Origin of the sequence: Lysinibacillus sp. UBA6686, assembly GCF_002455205.1 — a bacterium.
GTDB lineage: Bacteria > Bacillota > Bacilli > Bacillales_A > Planococcaceae > Lysinibacillus > Lysinibacillus pakistanensis.
The window spans coordinates 1-17,836 of the sequence record NZ_DKJS01000034.1; the positions used below are offsets into that span (position 1 = coordinate 1).

Here is a 17,836-nt window from a genome sequence, read left to right on the forward strand (position 1 = left end):
AGTGATGATGGCAAAGAGGTCACACCCGTTCCCATACCGAACACGGAAGTTAAGCTCTTTAGCGCCGATGGTAGTTGGGGGCTTCCCCCTGTGAGAGTAGGACGTCGCTAGGCGCAAAAAGTCGCTGCTGACAAACTCAGTAGTGGCTTTTTTATGCCCAAAAACAACAAAATATGAGACATTTCACCAGCACATCTACATCTGGTTGAAATGTCTCTTTTTTTGCTAGATTTGATTCAGTTGAAATACCTTTGCTATGGATACCCAAGCTCCTATTCCTAAAATAGAGGAATCCACTGTTTACTTTTCTTCTTTTGAATACAAAGAAACTGCAAAATATAATTGGGTTACTAGATCTTTTTAAACAGTTGCTGTTCGTAGTTCTACACGTCGAATCTTACCAGAAGTAGTTTTAGGTAATTCATCTATAAAGACAATGCTACGAGGGTATTTATATGGTGCTGTTAATGCCTTAACGTGCTCCTGTAGCTCTTTTGTTAATTCCTCTTCATCGCGATCTCTAAAGGCTTCTCGTAAAATAACAAAGGCTTTCACAATATGTCCTCGGATTTCATCTGGTGCTGCTACAACAGCACATTCTTGTACAGCCTCGTGTTTATTCAAAGCATCTTCTACTTCAAATGGTCCAATTGTATAGCCTGATGAGATAATGATGTCATCTCCCCGACCTTCAAACCAAAAATAGCCATCCTCGTCACATTTGGCCTGGTCACCAGTAATATACCAATCGCCACGGAAGGCAGCTTGTGTACGTTCAGGCTCACGATAGTATTCTTTAAACAAAGCAGGAGATGACTTATGTACAGCGATATCTCCAACTTCTCCAACAGATGCTTCATTACCTTCATTGTCTACAATACGTACAATATTACCAGGAGTTGGAACACCCATTGAACCAGGACGTAACTCAGTATTCTCTAGTGTGCCGATTAGCAGTGTATTTTCTGTTTGACCATAGCCGTCTCGGACTTTAAGACCAAAATTATTCATAAATGCTTCGATAACCGGTCGATTTAATGGTTCACCAGCAGAGACTGCGCTTCGTAATGATGATAGACTGTAATCTTTTAAATTATCAATTTTCGCCATAATACGATATTCAGTTGGTGTACAGCATAATACATTTATCTTTTCATCTTGAAGTAGCTGAAGATATGTTTTTGCATCGAATCCTCCATGATAAACAAATGCAGTTGCACCTAGCATTATAGTAGATAAAAACGGACTCCAAATCCATTTTTGCCATCCTGGAGCTGCGGTAGCCCATACTAAGTCACCTTCACGTACACAGAGCCATTGTGAAGCTGCTGTGCGAATATGTGCATATCCCCAGCCGTGCGAATGAACAACACCCTTAGGTTTACCAGTTGTACCAGAAGTATAAGAAAGAAATGCCATATCATCACGTTTTGTAGGAACTGCAGTAAATGTATCTGGCTGCGTGCTAGCTAATTCATCTAACGACGTCCAATTCCCTGTAGCAGTTCCGATAACCAATTTGTTTTTTAAAGCCTCAACAGAAGAAGTAATACGATCTACTTCACCAGTGAATGCCTCAAAGGCAATCACTGCACTTGCAGAGGAGTGCTCCATACGATATTCTAAATCACTTGCACGCAACATCTCAGAGCAAGATATAGGAACAATCCCAGCTTTTAGACAGCCAAGAAAGACAAAGTATGCCTCAGGTAGTCGTGGAGTAATGACTAATACGCGATCGCCTTTTTGAAGCCCCCTCTTCGTAAAGGCATGTGCGTATTGGTTCATTTTTTGAACAAGTTCAACATAGGAAATAGTTCGGCGCTCCTGTTGAGTATTTAACCATCTTATTGCTTGACGTTCACTATCTTGAGAAAATTTCTCTAATTCCTCAGTAATGTTATAAAATTCTGGTGCGATTAAATTGTTTGTAACCATTTGAACATTCCTCCCCGGAAATAATAGAAAATTCGTAAAACTATTTTTATTTTATCAATTACAATAATATACAGCAAGAATATTAAATACGCAAAATAGAAATATTAGATTTAATAGAGAACTATTTTGATTTTTAATGGTTTCTACAATACCATTCGACAAAAAATATAAAATTTTTTATAAAAAGTGTTGCATAATTTACAATGCTTGCTATAATAATAAATGTACTTAAGAGTTTTTAGAAAACTTAGTTGAATAGCATTGTTCCGAAGTAGCTCAGTTGGTAGTAGCACCTGACTGTTAATCAGGTTGTCGCAGGTTCGAGTCCTGCCTTCGGAGCCATTTTTTTGCCCATTTTTAGGATACTTTTATACATAGTTCAAGAAAATATAAAAAAGTATTGCATTAAGTTAGAAATAATGGTAATATAAATCTTGTCCTGTTTGGAACATTAATGAAATGGCCCCTTGGTCAAGTGGTTAAGACACCGCCCTTTCACGGCGGTAACACGGGTTCGAATCCCGTAGGGGTCACCATTTTAAAGCTTTGTAGTAATGCAAAGGCTTAAAAAGAAAATAAGCTGTTAAGAAATGAACACCTGTTTCTATGGAGGATTAGCTCAGCTGGGAGAGCATCTGCCTTACAAGCAGAGGGTCGGCGGTTCGAGCCCGTCATCCTCCACCATATAGTGTTATTTCGGAGGGGTAGCGAAGTGGCTAAACGCGGCGGACTGTAAATCCGCTCCTTAGGGTTCGGCGGTTCGAATCCGTCCCCCTCCACCAGTTTTATAAATGATTGGGGTATAGCCAAGCGGTAAGGCAACGGATTTTGATTCCGTCATGCCTAGGTTCGAATCCTAGTACCCCAGCCATTTTTTTCTTTTTATGAGCCATTAGCTCAGTTGGTAGAGCATCTGACTTTTAATCAGAGGGTCGAAGGTTCGAGTCCTTCATGGCTCACTTTTCTTAGTATAAATTATTTAAAAAGTGTTACATTAACTACAGATACTAATCTCTTGCTGAAAACAGTAGGAGATTTTTTTTATGTTCAAAATATATGCATAAATATGCAAAAAAATGTACAGTTGAGCCAAGGTAGATATAGGCTTTACAATAACCTTACAACTAGAAGGAGGTATAAAAAGATGAATAAACTTGATATTTCTATTATTGGGGTTCCAACTGATTATGGGCAAGCACGTAGAGGTGTAGACATGGGCCCTAGTGCGATCCGTTATGCGGGAGTTGTGGAACGCTTAGAAGCAATTGGTCATAAGGTACAGGATCTAGGGGATATTCGAGTTAGTCAAACACTTAAAAATGCCGTTGTAGATGAGAAACTACTTAATTTAGAGGAAGTTATTGATGTTAGCACAGCTTTAGCAAATAATGTACATGGAGTATTAGAACAAAAAAGGTTTCCATTAGTATTTGGTGGAGATCACAGTATTGCTATTGGTACACTTGCTGGTCTTGGAGAACATTATAAAAACCTAGGTGTTATTTGGTATGATGCACATGCTGATTTAAATACACCTGAGACAACACCTTCTGGCAATATACATGGTATGCCTTTAGCTGTAAGCATTGGGCTTGGCCATGAGCGCTTAGTTCGTATTCGGGATTTTGCGCCAAAAATTAAACCAGAGAATGTTATCATTATCGGAGCTCGATCTGTAGACCCAGGAGAACGCGAGCTTATTCGTCAGCAAGGGATTAAGGTGTACACAATGCACGAAATTGATCGCCTTGGTATGACGCGTGTTATGGAAGATGCTCTTGCCTATTTAAAAGAACGGAATGTAGATGGCTTGCATTTATCCCTTGATTTAGATGGTCTGGACCCACTGTATACACCAGGAGTGGGGACACCTGTTCCAGGGGGAATTACGTATCGTGAAAGTCATTTAGCTATGGAAATGCTACAAGAATCAGGTATGTTAACATCCGCTGAATTTGTTGAAGTAAATCCGATTTTAGATGAAAAAAACACAACAGCCAATGTTGCAGTTGCCTTAATGGGTTCTTTATTCGGAGAAACACTAGTTTAAAGAAAATTAACAAATAATTGTCTTTCACCACAATGAACAAAAATCTTTTGCTATAATTAAAAATAATAAAAATAAATTGAAACTTTTCTTATCAGAACCTCGTATAGTATAAGACAGTTGTAAAGGTGGAGAAGTCAACACAATGGATGCGTTAGTAAATAAGAGAATAAAACAAGTGCTTAAAGGCGATCAAAACGCATTTGCCGATATTGTGAGTCTCTATCAGCACAAACTGTACCAAGTATGCTATAGGATGTTAGGAAATAAACAAGAATCTGAGGATATTGCTCAAGAAGCATTTGTTCGTGCCTACATGAATTTGCATACTTTTGATCAGAAACGAAAATTTTCGACGTGGCTTTATCGCATAGCGACTAACCTCTGCATAGATCGTATTCGGAAAAAAAAGCCGGATTATTATTTAGATGCAGAAGTAGCTGGTACAGAAGGGCTTGATATGTATTCGCAAATCGCAGCAGATGACCAGCTACCAGAGGAACAAATAGAGCAAATGGAGCTACAGGATCGCATTCAATATGAAATTGGACGTTTGCCAGATAAATATCGTTCAGTTATAGTATTGAAATATATTGAAGAGTTATCGTTGCAAGAAATTAGCGAGATTTTAGATATGCCTCTTGGAACGGTGAAAACGAGAATTCACCGCGGACGTGAAGCATTACGTAAGCAATTAAACAATCTGTAGGAGGGGGAGCGTCATGAATACTTGTCCAGAGCATATTATAGACTATATGCATGATTATTTAGACGGTGACATTAGTCGTGAGCATGAGCAAGAGTTAAAACAACACTTGCATTCATGTAGTGATTGTAAGCAATTGATGCAGGAATTGAGTGAAACAATCGCCTTTGTGAAGAGTGCTTCCCATATTACAGCACCTCCGCATTTTGAAGAATCCGTGATGGCTCGTTTACCGAAACCCAAAAGTCGTGTAGGCATGCAAAAATGGATTCGCCGGCATCCATTATTTGTGGCAGCAGCAGTATTTTGCTTATTCATGAGTGCAACTTTAATAGGGAACTTCATGGATGATCAACATTTCTCTGTGACCAAGCAGCCAAACTTAGTTGTTGATGGTCAGACAGTTATTGTACCTGAGGGAGAAGTGGTGAAAGGCGATATTGTTGTTAAAAATGGTGATTTAATTGTTGAGGGTGAAGTTGATGGCAATGTCACTGTTATTAACGGGCAGTATATGGCTTCTTCGGCAGTTGTATCAGGTAAAATAGAGGAAATTGACGAAGCATTCGAATGGTTATGGTATACAATCAAAAATTCAGTAAAAACCGCTTTGACATTCGAGGATAAAGAAGAAACTAAATAACACTCTATACGTCCTAAAAGATAGTGCACGTGAGAGGCTGAAAGGTCTACTCTTATGAGTAGACTTTTCATTTGAAAAAAGTTACATTTGATAAGAATGTGCTATACTTAAATGTGTATGGATTCGCAATGAAAAGTGGGGGATGCCACGTGCAAATTATCGAACATTTCGCTGATTTAACACCTGTGAATATTGTTATTAACTTCTTAGATGTACTGCTTGTTTGGTACGTTGTTTATAAAATTTTAACCCTCATTAAAGGTACGAAGGCTGTCCAATTATTAAAAGGGATTTTCGTAATTATTATTGCGCGCATCATTACGGACTTTTTAGGGTTAGAAACGTTAGGCTGGATGCTCAATCAAGTCATCGAGTTTGGTTTCTTAGCGATAATTATCATTTTCCAACCAGAAATCAGACGGGGTCTTGAACAAATTGGTCGAGGTAAGCTATTCCAACGATCTACCAGTCAGGTCGAGGAAGAACAAACAAGGCTAATTGAGGCTATGAAAAAATCTGTTAGTTATATGGCAAAACGACGTATAGGGGCGTTAATTTCTATTGAAAAGGAAACAGGTTTAAATGAATATATTGAGACAGGCATAGGTCTTAATGCTACAATCTCTTCTGAATTACTTATTAACATTTTCATACCTAATACACCACTTCATGATGGGGCTGTTATTATACAGAAGGATAAAGTAACTGCAGCTGCTTGTTACTTACCTCTCTCTGAAAGTCCGTTTATTTCAAAGGAGCTTGGGACACGCCACCGTGCCGCACTTGGTCTAAGTGAAGTGACAGATGCGATAACGATTGTTGTATCAGAAGAAACTGGTGCTATTAGTATTACACTAAATGGCAATCTACACCGAAATCTTTCTCTAGAGGAATTTGAAACACTGTTACGTAACATGTGGTTTGGAACAGCACAAGAATCAAATGCAGCCTCTAAGTTGACTTGGAGGGGGAAAAAGAATGGATAAAATGATGGATAGCCCATGGGTGTTACGAATCATCGCACTATTTCTTGCCTGTTTGCTCTTTTTCTCCGTTCGTACGGAGCTAACTTCTTCAAATAAAACAACCTCTAATGAGCAAACAGATGTAATTCGTGATGTGCCTGTCGATGTTTATTATGACAATGAGAATCTTATTGTTACAGGTCTGCCGAAAACTGTTGATGTGACAATAAAAGGTCCAATGCAACTTGTTTTACAGGCAAAGGCAGCAAAAGATTTCTCGGTATTTGTGGATTTAAGTAACTTGCTAATAGGAAAGCATAATGTTAGGCTGCAGTACGAAAATATTTCCAATAAATTACAAGTTACTTTAGACCCAGCGATGGTGAATGTAAATATTGAAGAGAAAGTCACACAGGAATTTCGTGTTGACCCTGAGATGAACAATCGTTTAATCGAAGAAGGATTTATCTTAAAAGGAATGACTGCTAAGCCAGCAACAGTGTATGTAACAGGTGCGAAAAGTGCAATTGAAAGCATTAGTTATGTCAAAGCTACTGTAACAGGCGAGCAAGGTTTAACGGAACCATTCTCTCAGGTAGCAGCTGTTAAAGTGTTAGACCGTGATTTAAATAAATTAGACGTGACAATAGAACCAGAGACTGTGAAAGTAAAAGTTGATATAGCAGAATATAGTAAGGAACTCCCTGTTGTTATGAAGGAAATTGGAAAAGCGCCAGATGATGTGACCATTAATGAATTAACACTTAATCAAAAAATGGTGAGAGTGTATGGAAGAAAATCAATTATAGACAGTTTAAATGGAATTCCTGTAGAAGTGGATTTGTCAAAAATTACAGAATCTAAAACGTATGAATATGATGTAAAATTACCAGAAGGCGTGACAAAAATATCTGACACAAAAATTAAAATAAAGGCAGATATTACAAAGGTAGAGCAGGAGAAAACAACACCAACAACTTCTACTCCTCCACCTTCACCACCTTCTGAGGAACCTAATACCACACCTTCTGATGAAAATACTCCTACTGAGAAAACAGAAGATATTGATTCTTAAACAATAACTGACTATAATTTTATTTTGATTCAGTAGAGATTCATTCTCTATCGGTAGAGTATTCTTTCTCGGATAAGAAAAAGCATGAACGATAATAGATACTCAAGCTAAATCGAAATACTCTATGTTTATTCTTTGCATTTTTAGAAGTTGCTTATAAAATTGAGAGACTTGTTCAAATTCAGATAATAAGCATAGAAATTTAATTAATAGTTACCAGTGAATAAACGAAAATTGACTTTTCCAAAAGTAAGCAGATGGGTGATCTTTTTGTCACATGGATGAACTGATCACCGACATGCATTGAAGGAGAGAATAATCAAAATGGGTAAATATTTTGGAACAGATGGCGTCCGTGGTGTCGCGAACAGTGAGTTAACACCGGAATTCGCATTTAAACTTGGCCGAGTAGGGGGCTATATTTTAACAAAGGATGCAACTGACCGTCCCAAGGTTTTAATTGGTCGTGATACACGTATCTCTGGTGAAATGCTAGAAGGTGCACTTGTGGCTGGTCTTTTATCAATCGGTGTAGAAGTGATGCGTTTAGGGGTTATTTCAACTCCAGGTGTGGCTTACCTTACGAGGATTCTGAGTGCAAATGCAGGCGTCATGATTTCAGCTTCACATAACCCAGTTGCAGATAATGGCATTAAATTTTTCGGTCCAGATGGTTTTAAACTAACAGATGCGCAAGAGGATGAAATTGAAGCATTACTTGATGCACAAGAAGATACATTGCCACGTCCAATAGGGGCAGATTTAGGTTCCGTAAGTGACTACTTCGAGGGTGGACAAAAATATATTCAATACTTAAAACAAACTGTAGATGAAGAGTTTGATGGCATCCATGTAGCACTAGACTGCGCACACGGTGCTACATCTTCTCTTGCTACACATTTATTTGCTGATCTGGAAGCAGACATTTCAACAATGGGTGCTTCACCAACAGGTCTAAATATTAATGATGGTGTAGGATCTACACATCCAGAAGGACTAGCTAAATTTGTCACTGAGAAAGATGCAGATGTTGGCCTAGCATTCGATGGCGATGGTGATCGTCTGATCGCAGTTGATGAAAATGGCAAAATTGTAGATGGTGATCAAATTATGTTCATCATCGGTAAGCATTTAAATGCAGTGGGACGCTTGAAAAAACAAACAATCGTATCAACGGTAATGAGCAATATGGGCTTCTACAAAGCTGTAGAAAGCAATAGTATGAAAAGTGTTCAAACAGCAGTTGGTGATCGATATGTTGTGGAAGAAATGCGTGCCCATGAATATAACTTAGGTGGCGAGCAATCAGGGCATATCGTTTTCCTTGACTATAATACAACGGGTGACGGCTTACTAACAGGTATTCAGCTAGTGAATATTATGAAAGCGACTGGAAAAAAACTTTCTGAGCTAGCATCCGAAATGAAAATTTTCCCTCAGCGTTTAGTAAACGTTCGTGTAACTGACAAGCATGCAGTAACTGAGAATGCTAAGGTTGCAGCTGTTATTGCTGAGGTTGAAGCGGAAATGGCAGGCAACGGTCGTGTGTTAGTCCGTCCTTCTGGTACAGAGCCACTTGTACGCGTAATGGTGGAAGCTGCAACAGAGGCAGACTGTTCACGTTATGTAGATCGCATTGCTGATGTCGTTCGCGCTGAAATGGGTCTAGCAGAATAAAAATCAGTCAAACTCGATTTCCATTACAGGAAATCGAGTTTTTTCTATGGACATACGTACCTAAATAGAATGTTTGAAAGTAATGGGATTGGGAATAGTAGTACAGAATCACAAAAACAAGGAGTGTTTGATGAATATGGCTAAAATTGCTACTGTCATTACTGATATGTTCGAGGATATAGAATATACAAGTCCAAAAGAGGCGTTGGAAGCAGCAGGTCATGAACTAGTAACAATTGATACGAAATCTGGGAAAGACGTACAGGGCAAGCATGGGAAGAAAGTACAAATAGATAAAGCAATTGACGAGGTGAAGGCTGCTGAGTTTGATGCACTGTTTATTCCAGGTGGATTTTCTCCAGATATATTACGTGCAGATGATCGTGTGGTTGCCTTTGTAAAGGAATTTATGGATGATATGAAGCCGACGTTTGCCATTTGTCATGGACCTCAATTACTCATTACGGCTAAGACTTTAAACGGCCGTGATGCAACTGGCTATAAATCGATTCGTGTAGATTTAGAAAATGCAGGTGCTAAATTTCATGATGAGGAGGTATTTGTTTGCCAGAAACAATTAGTCACAAGCCGTACACCAGATGACTTGCCAGCATTTAATAGAGAAATTGTGAAATTACTTGAAAATAAAGAGCGATAAAAAGAGGTAAACTATCAAAATAAGAAAAAATGAATGTTTCCTTATTTTGATATTCATTTTTAATTTCCGCAACTTTAATAATACCGATACCCGCAATTAAAATATCAACCCATCCTCACCCAAGATATATCTTGTATCCATCACCGTGCCCTACTAAACAGCCAATGCATAAGCCTAAAAAGGAAATCCACCATAATTGCCCATACTCCCAAATGTCATGAGTTGCGTACTATTGCAGGAAGCTTTCATTTAAATCAACAGCTTGCTCTGAGTAACCAGTAAATTTTTAATAGTTGTCTCATTATTGTCAATATAAAGGGGTGAAGGGAGATATTTTTATAACGATAATTTGACGGATAGCATATGATTGAGTATGATGGAGAAGTTGAAGATAAGGTCCGACCTTATCCTTTAACGAACGCAGAAGGAGGAAAGAGAGCGTAAAATCGGAAAACAATTATAGCGCCTGAGCTGAGGAAATTGGACGGAGAAATCTTCAGCAGACGAGGTGGAGGTTTATCGAAAATTCGGCGGATGCCTCCCGATCGACATACCCGATTGTCATTTTTCATTTTGAAAGCATTCGAGTGATTGAATGTACAGAAAATGGAAAAGGTATTAGTGAAAGCAAAGATAAATAGAGAAACTTCACGTATCGATTGACTACTTTTCAGTCGGCTGAGTAAGTAGTAGTAAGGTGCATGTAGTTGTATGCTTTTTTTCTAAGAAAAAAAGCATTACTTCTCCATTCACAAAAATTCGATAAGCTGAGGTCTAATTTGTCATTGCATGAAATTGACGATATCGGAGGAAATAAATTTTATGTGTGGAATTGTAGGTTATATTGGTGAATCGGATGCAAAGGAAATCCTATTAAAAGGTTTAGAGAAATTAGAATACCGTGGCTATGACTCAGCAGGTATTGCTGTACGTAATGAAGAAGGCGTAACGGTTTTTAAAGAAAAAGGACGTATTGCTGACTTACGTGAGGCCGTGGACGAAGAAATTGCAGCGAAAATTGGGATTGGCCATACACGTTGGGCAACGCATGGTGTGCCAAATCGTTTAAATGCTCACCCTCATCAAAGTGCATCAGGACGTTTTACACTTGTGCATAATGGGGTTATTGAAAACTATCATTTATTACAAAAAACTTATTTAAAAGGCATTCCAATGAAATCTGATACAGATACAGAGGTTATCGTGCAATTAGTAGAGTTATTTGTGAAAGAAGGTCTGAGCACAGCAGACGCTTTCCGTAAAACTCTATCTCTATTACATGGTTCATATGCACTTGCACTATTAGATGGGGAAGCGGCAGATACAATTTTTGTAGCAAAAAATAAATCACCTCTATTAGTTGGAGTAGGTGAGGGCTTCAATGTTGTAGCTTCTGATGCAATGGCAATGCTACAGGTAACAGATCAATACATTGAGCTTCATGATAAAGAGGTCGTAATTGTACACAAGGCTAGCGTGGAAATTACAAAATTAGATGGTTCAGTAATAGAACGTGCACCATATACAGCAGAGCTTGATATGAGCGACATTGAAAAAGGAACTTACCCTCACTACATGCTAAAAGAAATGGATGAACAGCCAACAGTTATTCGCAAAATTATTCAAGCGTATGAAGGTGAAAATGGCGCATTAACAATCGACGCAAATATTTTAGAAGCATTAAGAGCAGCAGATCGCCTGTATATTATTGCAGCCGGCACAAGCTACCATGCTGGCCTAATCGGAAAGCAATATTTTGAGAAAATGGCGGGTATCCCAGTAGAAGTGCATATTTCAAGTGAATTCGGATACAATATGCCTCTATTATCAGAGAGACCATTGTTTATTTTTATTACACAATCGGGTGAAACAGCAGACAGCCGTCAAGTACTTGTAAAAATTAAAGAGCTCGGCTATCCAACATTAACGATTACAAACGTACCTGGCTCAACACTATCACGTGAAGCAGATCATACCTTGTTATTACATGCAGGGCCAGAAATTGCGGTAGCCTCCACAAAAGCTTATGTAGCACAAGTAGCCGTTCTTGCTGTAGCAGCCTATGTAACAGCTAAGGTAAATGGCAAAGGCTTAGAATTCGATTTAAAACAGGAGCTTGCAATTGCCGCAAACGGTATCCAAACAATTATCGATTCTAAGGATGTATTAGAAGATATCGCAGAAGACTATTTAAAGATCGCACGCAACGCATTCTTCATAGGTCGTAATATTGATTTCTATGTAAGTCTTGAAGGTGCTCTAAAGCTAAAAGAAATTTCTTACATCCAGGCAGAAGGCTTTGCTGGTGGTGAACTGAAACACGGAACAATTGCCTTAATCGAAGAAGGTACACCAGTATTCGCCCTTGTCACACAAGAAGATGTAGCGCTAAATATTCGTGGTAATGTGAAGGAAGTAACAGCCCGTGGCGCATATCCATGCATTATCGCGATGGCTGGCGTTGATGAAGATGGTGATCGCTTAGTAATTCCCCATGTCCACGAATTACTAACACCACTTGTTTCTGTGGTGCCATTACAATTAATTAGCTACTATGCTGCATTACACCGCCGTTGTGATGTCGATAAACCACGTAACTTGGCTAAATCGGTGACTGTGGAGTAATATAATGAAGTTACATTTTCTGTGATGTGTGTACACAACTTAATTGTACCCTACACAACTCAACTGTACCCTGTACAACTCAATTGTACCCTAGTATATTTAAGTTAGTAGCTAATTTATGTAGGGCTGGTATATAAAATAAAATTAGTTGATTTTAGGCTTAAAAAGCTAGTGCCTTCCTCTATTGTATAAAGGAAGGCACTTTTAAATTATGGCTGTTTTTTAAAATTGTTACTGTTCAATCATAATGGCAGAGATAATCTACAAATGTTTGTAGATTGAATCTTTTTTGTTTTGATGTTTCGTAAGTCGATTATACGAATATTGATTCCTGTGATTTTCCATTCAAATCTTAACAAGAATGCTTGTTGTATTAAACTGCCCCGTTAGCGCCGGAAAAGTGCTGATTACAATCTTAGGAAATATACACGATTTAAACGTTAAGCCATAATCGTGTAAATATTGGTGTATCAAGTGTTTACGCTTCATGTATAAAAAACTGTATAAATAATGTTTATAAGAAAAGCCGCGAAACGTTGTTTTAACAACATTGATGGCTTTTAAATGTGCGCCAAGACTTGCGTTTGGGAACGCTTTTTAGTTTATTGATGTATACATTATAAATCCTTGTTGCACTAAAGTACCACGTTAGTTAATTAATAATATATTTTTTCACTAAATAATAGTAACAAAAAAATTATGCAACGCGTGCAACAACACAACCGACCATAATGAACCTGTCTTTTTATAGACAAAACCAAAAAGTAAACCTAATGCAAAAACATATATATGGGTCCCAGCTATAAAGAAATCATAGAATCCAGCATTGTAAATCCAAATTGGGTAGTGAATGACCAAAAATAGTAAAGCAGTCACAATATTTGCTTTCCAAAAAGCCATTTTTTTATTGATTTCTTGTAAAATTAATCCCCTGAAAACAATTTCTTCAGCTAGCCCTGCCATAAGAAAACCATTAAGGTAATCATCAAGGGATAATGAAAATTGAAATGATTGCTGATTAATAATATATGTTTCAAATGCAAAATATAAGCCAACTAACAGTGAAAGAACTACTCCCCAAAATAAACCTCTTTTAACATTAACGTTCACTCTTAAGTGGTCAAATGGGTTAGTATGTAAATAATATTTTATGTATAACCAAGTTGGAACAATCCATACGAACCCCTTAACCAACGCCTCTAATAATGGGGAGATTATTTCACCGAACGAATAAATGTAGTCAATTAACCATAATTCTTTAATTGTCCATGCCAAATAAAATATGAGTAGAAACCCTATCATTGTTTTTACATCATTATTTTTCACTTTACGTACAACACTTAATTGCGATTCCATTTATACCTCCATTAATGTAGTTATTTCCTATTTTTGAATATTTACCAAGATTGCATTTGGGAACGTTATTAGGTTTATTATGTATATCTTATAAATCACTTTTTCCGGTAATTGCTGAAACCTAAACTTAGGCATCTCGTTTACGGTAAGATACAATAGATACTGTAATAAAGATCAGTGTCCATAACATCAAAACACCTGTCCCTTGCATTGGTGTAAGGACATTTATTTCATCAGAGGAAGGCGGCATATACATATAATATCCTGCCGTATCCGGAAAATAATTTTTAATACCGGGTAAAAAATCTCTCAATAATGGACTGACAATGAAATAATGACCAAGCAGTACCACTAAAGCAGGAGTGGTTCGTCTGAGTAGAACACCTATAGCTGCACTGAGAAGGGTGGTTAATGTTAGATAGCCGGTTGCACCTACTAAAATTTTTATTATAGCGTCTATTTCAATCACTAATGCTGTGTCTCTCATCATAATAAAAGCATATAGTACACCTGATGCAGCAATAATAAACGCCATAGGAATGGTTACAATTGCCAAAGCTAAATGCTTCGTGGATAGTTGAAACCCTCGCCAAGGGATCGTAGTTAAAGTAGTTCGAATCTGTCCACCCGTATACTCTGAACAAGTAGCTAAGATACCTAGAATAATGAACCCTGCTTGAAGATATCCCATAGAAGCAAGTCCTATTTTCAGTATACTTTGCGTTCCTGCTGCCCCTTGTAGACCAGCAGAAGTAAAAGCTGCTGCTAAACCTAAATTTAGAATGAATGTCCCCATAAGAGTGAGCCATACCAATGGTAATGTAACTAATTTTTCCAGTTCAGCACCGAGGATTAGTGTTATCTTTCTACTAGAAGAGACACTCATGATGTAACGTCTCTCCTATGGAATACAATGGCTGCGACAATGAAAAGAACAGCTACCCAAGCAAACATGATTAAACCACCTGTGAATGGGGTGTGAAAACTGTCGCTCGTAAATATAAACATATCAAGGCCAGCCTTATCTGGTAAGTAAAACGCTAATTTTGTAACCTTAGCAAGGAGGTAAGAGACTGTCACAACTGATGAATTTATCATGAGCACAGCAAGCGGGATAATGCCATTCTTAGTTAGAACCGTAATCCCAAATGCTAAAAGAGCAGTAAATATCCAGTAACAAACCGCGCCAATCAGTCTAGATGCTTCAAATGCAGGGGCGTATTCACCAAGAATAAGATTTGTTGCTGACACAGTTGTTAGAATAGCAACAATGGAAAGCAGTATGCTGATCACTGTCACTGCACTTGCTTTTGCCAGCAAAAAGTGGAAACGGGATGAAACAACAGTTAAACTCGTTGTAATCTGATTCCCTCCACCAGATTCACTGCTCTCTGTCAAATACTCACTGCTGACAGCAAGCACACCAAGAATAATGACACCTTGTACACCAAGACCTAAACCAATATAGCCAACTTCCGATAGACGTGTGCTAACTCCAGCTATAATCTTCTCTTTTTGTGCTGTACTGTCCAAGGCAGCAATGACCGCTGGGGCAAATGCTCCAATAAGAAAGGCAAGCCAAATACCCGGCAGGGAGAACAATTTAGATAGTTCCGCGTTAAATGCTCTCATACAACATCACCTGCATTTTTAGATGTCAGGGCAAAAAAAGCTCCCTCCAGCGTGGAATGATTACCTATTACTTCTTTCAATGTTCCATTTGCAACGATTTTTCCATGATTAATAATCACCACATCATCAACAGTCTCTTCAAGCTCTCCCATTAGATGACTGGATAGTAACACCGTGTTGCCAGACTCAGCGCGTTCACGTAAAAATGTCCGAATCCAACGAATTCCTTCTGGGTCGAGCCCGTTTACAGGTTCATCTAAAACCAATATTTTTGGATCACCAAGTAGTGCAGCTGCCATTCCAAGTCTTCTTCCCATACCCAGGGAATAACTCCCAACTCTTTTACCAGCTACATTCGTAAGACCTACTATTTCCAGAACTTCCTCGACACGTGAGCGAGATAATCCTGAGGCACGAGCAATCCAACGCAGATGTGCTCGTCCTGTTCGCATGCGATGAGCTCCAAATCCATCAAGTGCGGCACCTACTGTTACTAGAGGATTATGTAATTCTGCGAATGTCTTTCCATTAATTAGTGCACTCCCTGAGGTGGCACGATCTAATCCAAGCAGGATGCGAAGTGTAGAACTTTTACCTGCCCCATTCGGACCTAAAAAACCAGTTACTCTACCTGGTCTAGCTTTAAAACTGATACCTGATAAGATTTCTTGAGCTCCGCGATGTTTGACTAAGTTATTAATCGTAAGCAACCACAACACTCCCTTTCTGTTATGGTTCTAATTATAAAAAAGCAAAGTTAAATCTCGGTTATCTTGCTGTTTACTTCTGGGTTAACTTTAGGTTAAGCTCTACCAATAGCTACTCTTGTACCATTTTCATTTGATGTAAAGTCAGCTTTCAGCTTCATTTTTTTCAACATATAATTTGAAGCCGATAAACCAATCCCTGCCCCACCCTTATAGGAAGAGTTATCCATACCTGGACCTCTGTCTGCAACAATGATCAGTTCTTTTTCTATATCAACCACAATGTTTGTATATTTTCCCTCTGCTGCATGGCGAAGAATATTCTGAAATAAATTATCCAGAACCCGTGTTATCCATTTAGGATCTGCTTCCCAATAAAAAGTCTTCTCTGTCGGTAAATCAACATCTAACTGAATTTCTTTTTCTTCAAATGCAGGATACCACTCAGCGACAGATGCTCTTACTAATCGTACAATATCTGTTGAAGTGGGATGAAAAGGATGTTTCCCTGATGAGAGCAATGTATAGGCAAGTAAATCATCCATTAGATCTCCGACTCTTGTAATCGTATGGTTCATCTCTGCTAATGAGTCTTGCCCTTCAAAACTCATGGATTCTTTATTTAATCTGGTGATAAGTCCTCTCAAAATGGTAAGTGGCGTTCGTAAGTCGTGAGATAAATTCGCAATGAGTCGATGGCGTAATAATTCCTCTTCATATTCTCGCTTGCGACTGCCTTCAAGCTGCTGAATCATCCAATTAAAAGAACTTCCTAACTGGTCTATTTCATCCATACGATCCGTTTGAACAGATATTGGTTTAGGAAATGAATTATGTTTAGCTGAAAATGACATGACTTCCTGTAAGCGGGTGAGACGTTTACGAAGTCTCAAGAAGAACAGCCAAGAACTTACAACAAATGCGACAATAATAAAACCAAACAAAAGTACGGTAAAGTAAAACAGATTTAACATATTCATTTCTTTTTCATTGCTATCAGGAACGAACGCAGTGAAGAAAATCAGCACAAGAAGAGGAAAAAAGATAAATAGAAAATGCACTTTTAGAAAACGACTAAATAATGATCTATTCTGTTTCATAGTTTCACCCGATAGCCTATTCCCTTCAATGTTTCAATAATTTCTGGGGAATCTGGATGACGTTCCAACTTTTGACGCAATCGATGGATATGCACCAGTATTGTTTTATCACCAGTTATGTAAGTTTCGTTCCAAATCGCTTCATAAATTTGCTCTTTTGGTAACACTTGATTAGGGTGGCGTAAGAAATACATTAAAATTTGATGTTGTTTCCCTGTCAATATAATTTCTTCTCCTGTGTACTTGTCATATACCATTTGGACTTCTGGATCTACTTCAATATGATTTCCTAATGCAATTCGTTCGGAATGTATACCACCACTTCGACGGATTAATACTTCTAATCTTGCAACTAATTCATCCGTATGGAATGGTTTCGTTAAATAGTCATCAGCAAATTGTAAACCATCTACCTTATCATCTATTGATGTTCTGGCAGATAATAGCAATATCGGAACAGCAGGAGCTGCCTTTTTTAATCGTTTTCCCACAGTAAATCCGTCTAAACCGGGTAACATGATATCCAAGATAACTATTTCATGCTGATTTACTTCTTTTTCAGCCCCTTCGCCAGAAAGCAGCCACTGAACTGAAAATCCTCGCTGTTCCAATTCTCCTTTTACCCAACTGCCTATTTTCTCATTATCTTCAATATATAACACGCTTCTTTTCAAGTAACATTTCCCTCTCTAAATTTCAAATTTATC

Annotated in this window: 15 protein-coding genes, 6 tRNA genes and 1 rRNA gene; 15 read left to right on the plus strand and 7 right to left on the minus strand. The window is 38.2% G+C overall.

The features are described from left to right. A 5S ribosomal RNA gene (gene rrf / locus B2R82_RS08355) occupies nt 1–113 on the plus strand; the annotation flags it as partial. A 247-nt stretch (nt 114–360) separates the two neighbouring features. On the opposite strand, the gene mbcS is transcribed toward rrf, so the two are convergent. Beyond that, a complete protein-coding gene (mbcS, locus tag B2R82_RS08360; RefSeq protein WP_286924427.1) occupies nt 361–1,938 on the minus strand; it encodes an acyl-CoA synthetase MbcS in 1,578 nt (525 codons plus the stop codon). 265 nt (nt 1,939–2,203) lie between these two features. On the opposite strand from mbcS, the gene B2R82_RS08365 reads away from it, so the two are divergent. From B2R82_RS08365 to glmS, 14 genes are all read left to right on the plus strand, one after another. After that, nucleotides 2,204–2,280 (plus strand) — tRNA-Asn (locus tag B2R82_RS08365). A gap of 119 nt (nt 2,281–2,399) precedes the next feature. After that, a tRNA-Glu gene (locus B2R82_RS08370) sits at nt 2,400–2,474 on the plus strand. A 72-nt stretch (nt 2,475–2,546) separates the two neighbouring features. Then, a tRNA-Val gene (locus B2R82_RS08375) sits at nt 2,547–2,622 on the plus strand. A gap of 14 nt (nt 2,623–2,636) precedes the next feature. Next, nucleotides 2,637–2,720, plus strand: a tRNA-Tyr gene (locus B2R82_RS08380). A gap of 14 nt (nt 2,721–2,734) precedes the next feature. Next, nucleotides 2,735–2,809, plus strand: a tRNA-Gln gene (locus tag B2R82_RS08385). 15 nt (nt 2,810–2,824) lie between these two features. Continuing rightward, nucleotides 2,825–2,897, plus strand: a tRNA-Lys gene (locus B2R82_RS08390). A 185-nt stretch (nt 2,898–3,082) separates the two neighbouring features. After that, a complete protein-coding gene (rocF, locus tag B2R82_RS08395) occupies nt 3,083–3,988 on the plus strand; it encodes an arginase (RefSeq protein ID WP_286924428.1) in 906 nt (301 codons plus the stop codon). Between the two features lie 142 nt (nt 3,989–4,130). Next, nucleotides 4,131–4,694: an RNA polymerase sigma factor SigW gene (gene sigW / locus B2R82_RS08400; protein WP_054771242.1), complete on the plus strand. Its 564-nt coding sequence runs from the start codon at nt 4,131–4,133 to the stop codon at nt 4,692–4,694. A 13-nt stretch (nt 4,695–4,707) separates the two neighbouring features. Next, nucleotides 4,708–5,334 carry an anti-sigma factor family protein gene (locus B2R82_RS08405; protein WP_054771243.1) on the plus strand — a complete coding sequence of 209 codons (627 nt, stop codon included), beginning with the start codon at nt 4,708–4,710 and terminating at the stop codon, nt 5,332–5,334. 149 nt (nt 5,335–5,483) lie between these two features. Further along, on the plus strand, nt 5,484–6,320 hold the full coding sequence (gene cdaA / locus B2R82_RS08410; RefSeq protein WP_286924429.1) for a diadenylate cyclase CdaA: 837 nt from the start codon (nt 5,484–5,486) through the stop codon (nt 6,318–6,320). Beyond that, nucleotides 6,313–7,374, plus strand: a complete 1,062-nt coding sequence (locus B2R82_RS08415) for a CdaR family protein (protein WP_286924430.1) — start codon at nt 6,313–6,315, stop codon at nt 7,372–7,374. Before cdaA ends, B2R82_RS08415 begins: the two co-directional genes overlap by 8 nt. 324 nt (nt 7,375–7,698) lie before the next feature. Next, nucleotides 7,699–9,051, plus strand: coding sequence for a phosphoglucosamine mutase (gene glmM / locus B2R82_RS08420; protein ID WP_286924431.1), 1,353 nt, complete (start codon nt 7,699–7,701; stop codon nt 9,049–9,051). A 136-nt stretch (nt 9,052–9,187) separates the two neighbouring features. Next, complete coding sequence (locus tag B2R82_RS08425; protein WP_286924473.1) at nt 9,188–9,709, plus strand: type 1 glutamine amidotransferase domain-containing protein; 522 nt, start codon at nt 9,188–9,190, stop codon at nt 9,707–9,709. Between the two features lie 822 nt (nt 9,710–10,531). Next, nucleotides 10,532–12,334 carry a glutamine--fructose-6-phosphate transaminase (isomerizing) gene (glmS, locus tag B2R82_RS08430; RefSeq protein WP_286924432.1) on the plus strand — a complete coding sequence of 601 codons (1,803 nt, stop codon included), beginning with the start codon at nt 10,532–10,534 and terminating at the stop codon, nt 12,332–12,334. Between the two features lie 675 nt (nt 12,335–13,009). On the opposite strand, the gene B2R82_RS08435 is transcribed toward glmS, so the two are convergent. The 6 genes from B2R82_RS08435 to B2R82_RS08460 all read right to left on the minus strand — a co-directional run bounded on the left by B2R82_RS08435 (nt 13,010) and on the right by B2R82_RS08460 (nt 17,803). Beyond that, the gene (locus tag B2R82_RS08435) at nt 13,010–13,690 is read right to left on the minus strand and encodes a CPBP family intramembrane glutamic endopeptidase (protein ID WP_286924433.1); all 681 of its coding nucleotides are present in this window, start codon (nt 13,688–13,690) and stop codon (nt 13,010–13,012) included. Between the two features lie 127 nt (nt 13,691–13,817). Beyond that, the gene (locus B2R82_RS08440; RefSeq protein ID WP_286924434.1) at nt 13,818–14,576 is read right to left on the minus strand and encodes an ABC transporter permease; all 759 of its coding nucleotides are present in this window, start codon (nt 14,574–14,576) and stop codon (nt 13,818–13,820) included. Further along, complete coding sequence (locus tag B2R82_RS08445) at nt 14,573–15,322, minus strand: ABC transporter permease (RefSeq protein WP_286924435.1); 750 nt, start codon at nt 15,320–15,322, stop codon at nt 14,573–14,575. Before B2R82_RS08445 ends, B2R82_RS08440 begins: the two co-directional genes overlap by 4 nt. Beyond that, nucleotides 15,319–16,032 (minus strand): ABC transporter ATP-binding protein, encoded by a 714-nt coding sequence (locus tag B2R82_RS08450; protein ID WP_286924436.1) that lies wholly within the window; start codon nt 16,030–16,032, stop codon nt 15,319–15,321. Before B2R82_RS08450 ends, B2R82_RS08445 begins: the two co-directional genes overlap by 4 nt. A gap of 92 nt (nt 16,033–16,124) precedes the next feature. Next, complete coding sequence (locus B2R82_RS08455) at nt 16,125–17,129, minus strand: sensor histidine kinase (RefSeq protein ID WP_286924437.1); 1,005 nt, start codon at nt 17,127–17,129, stop codon at nt 16,125–16,127. After that, entirely contained in the window at nt 17,126–17,803 is a 678-nt protein-coding gene (locus tag B2R82_RS08460; protein WP_205446128.1) for a response regulator transcription factor, read from the minus strand. The genes B2R82_RS08455 and B2R82_RS08460 overlap by 4 nt, the downstream gene beginning before the upstream one ends. Nucleotides 17,804–17,836 lie beyond the last annotated feature (33 nt).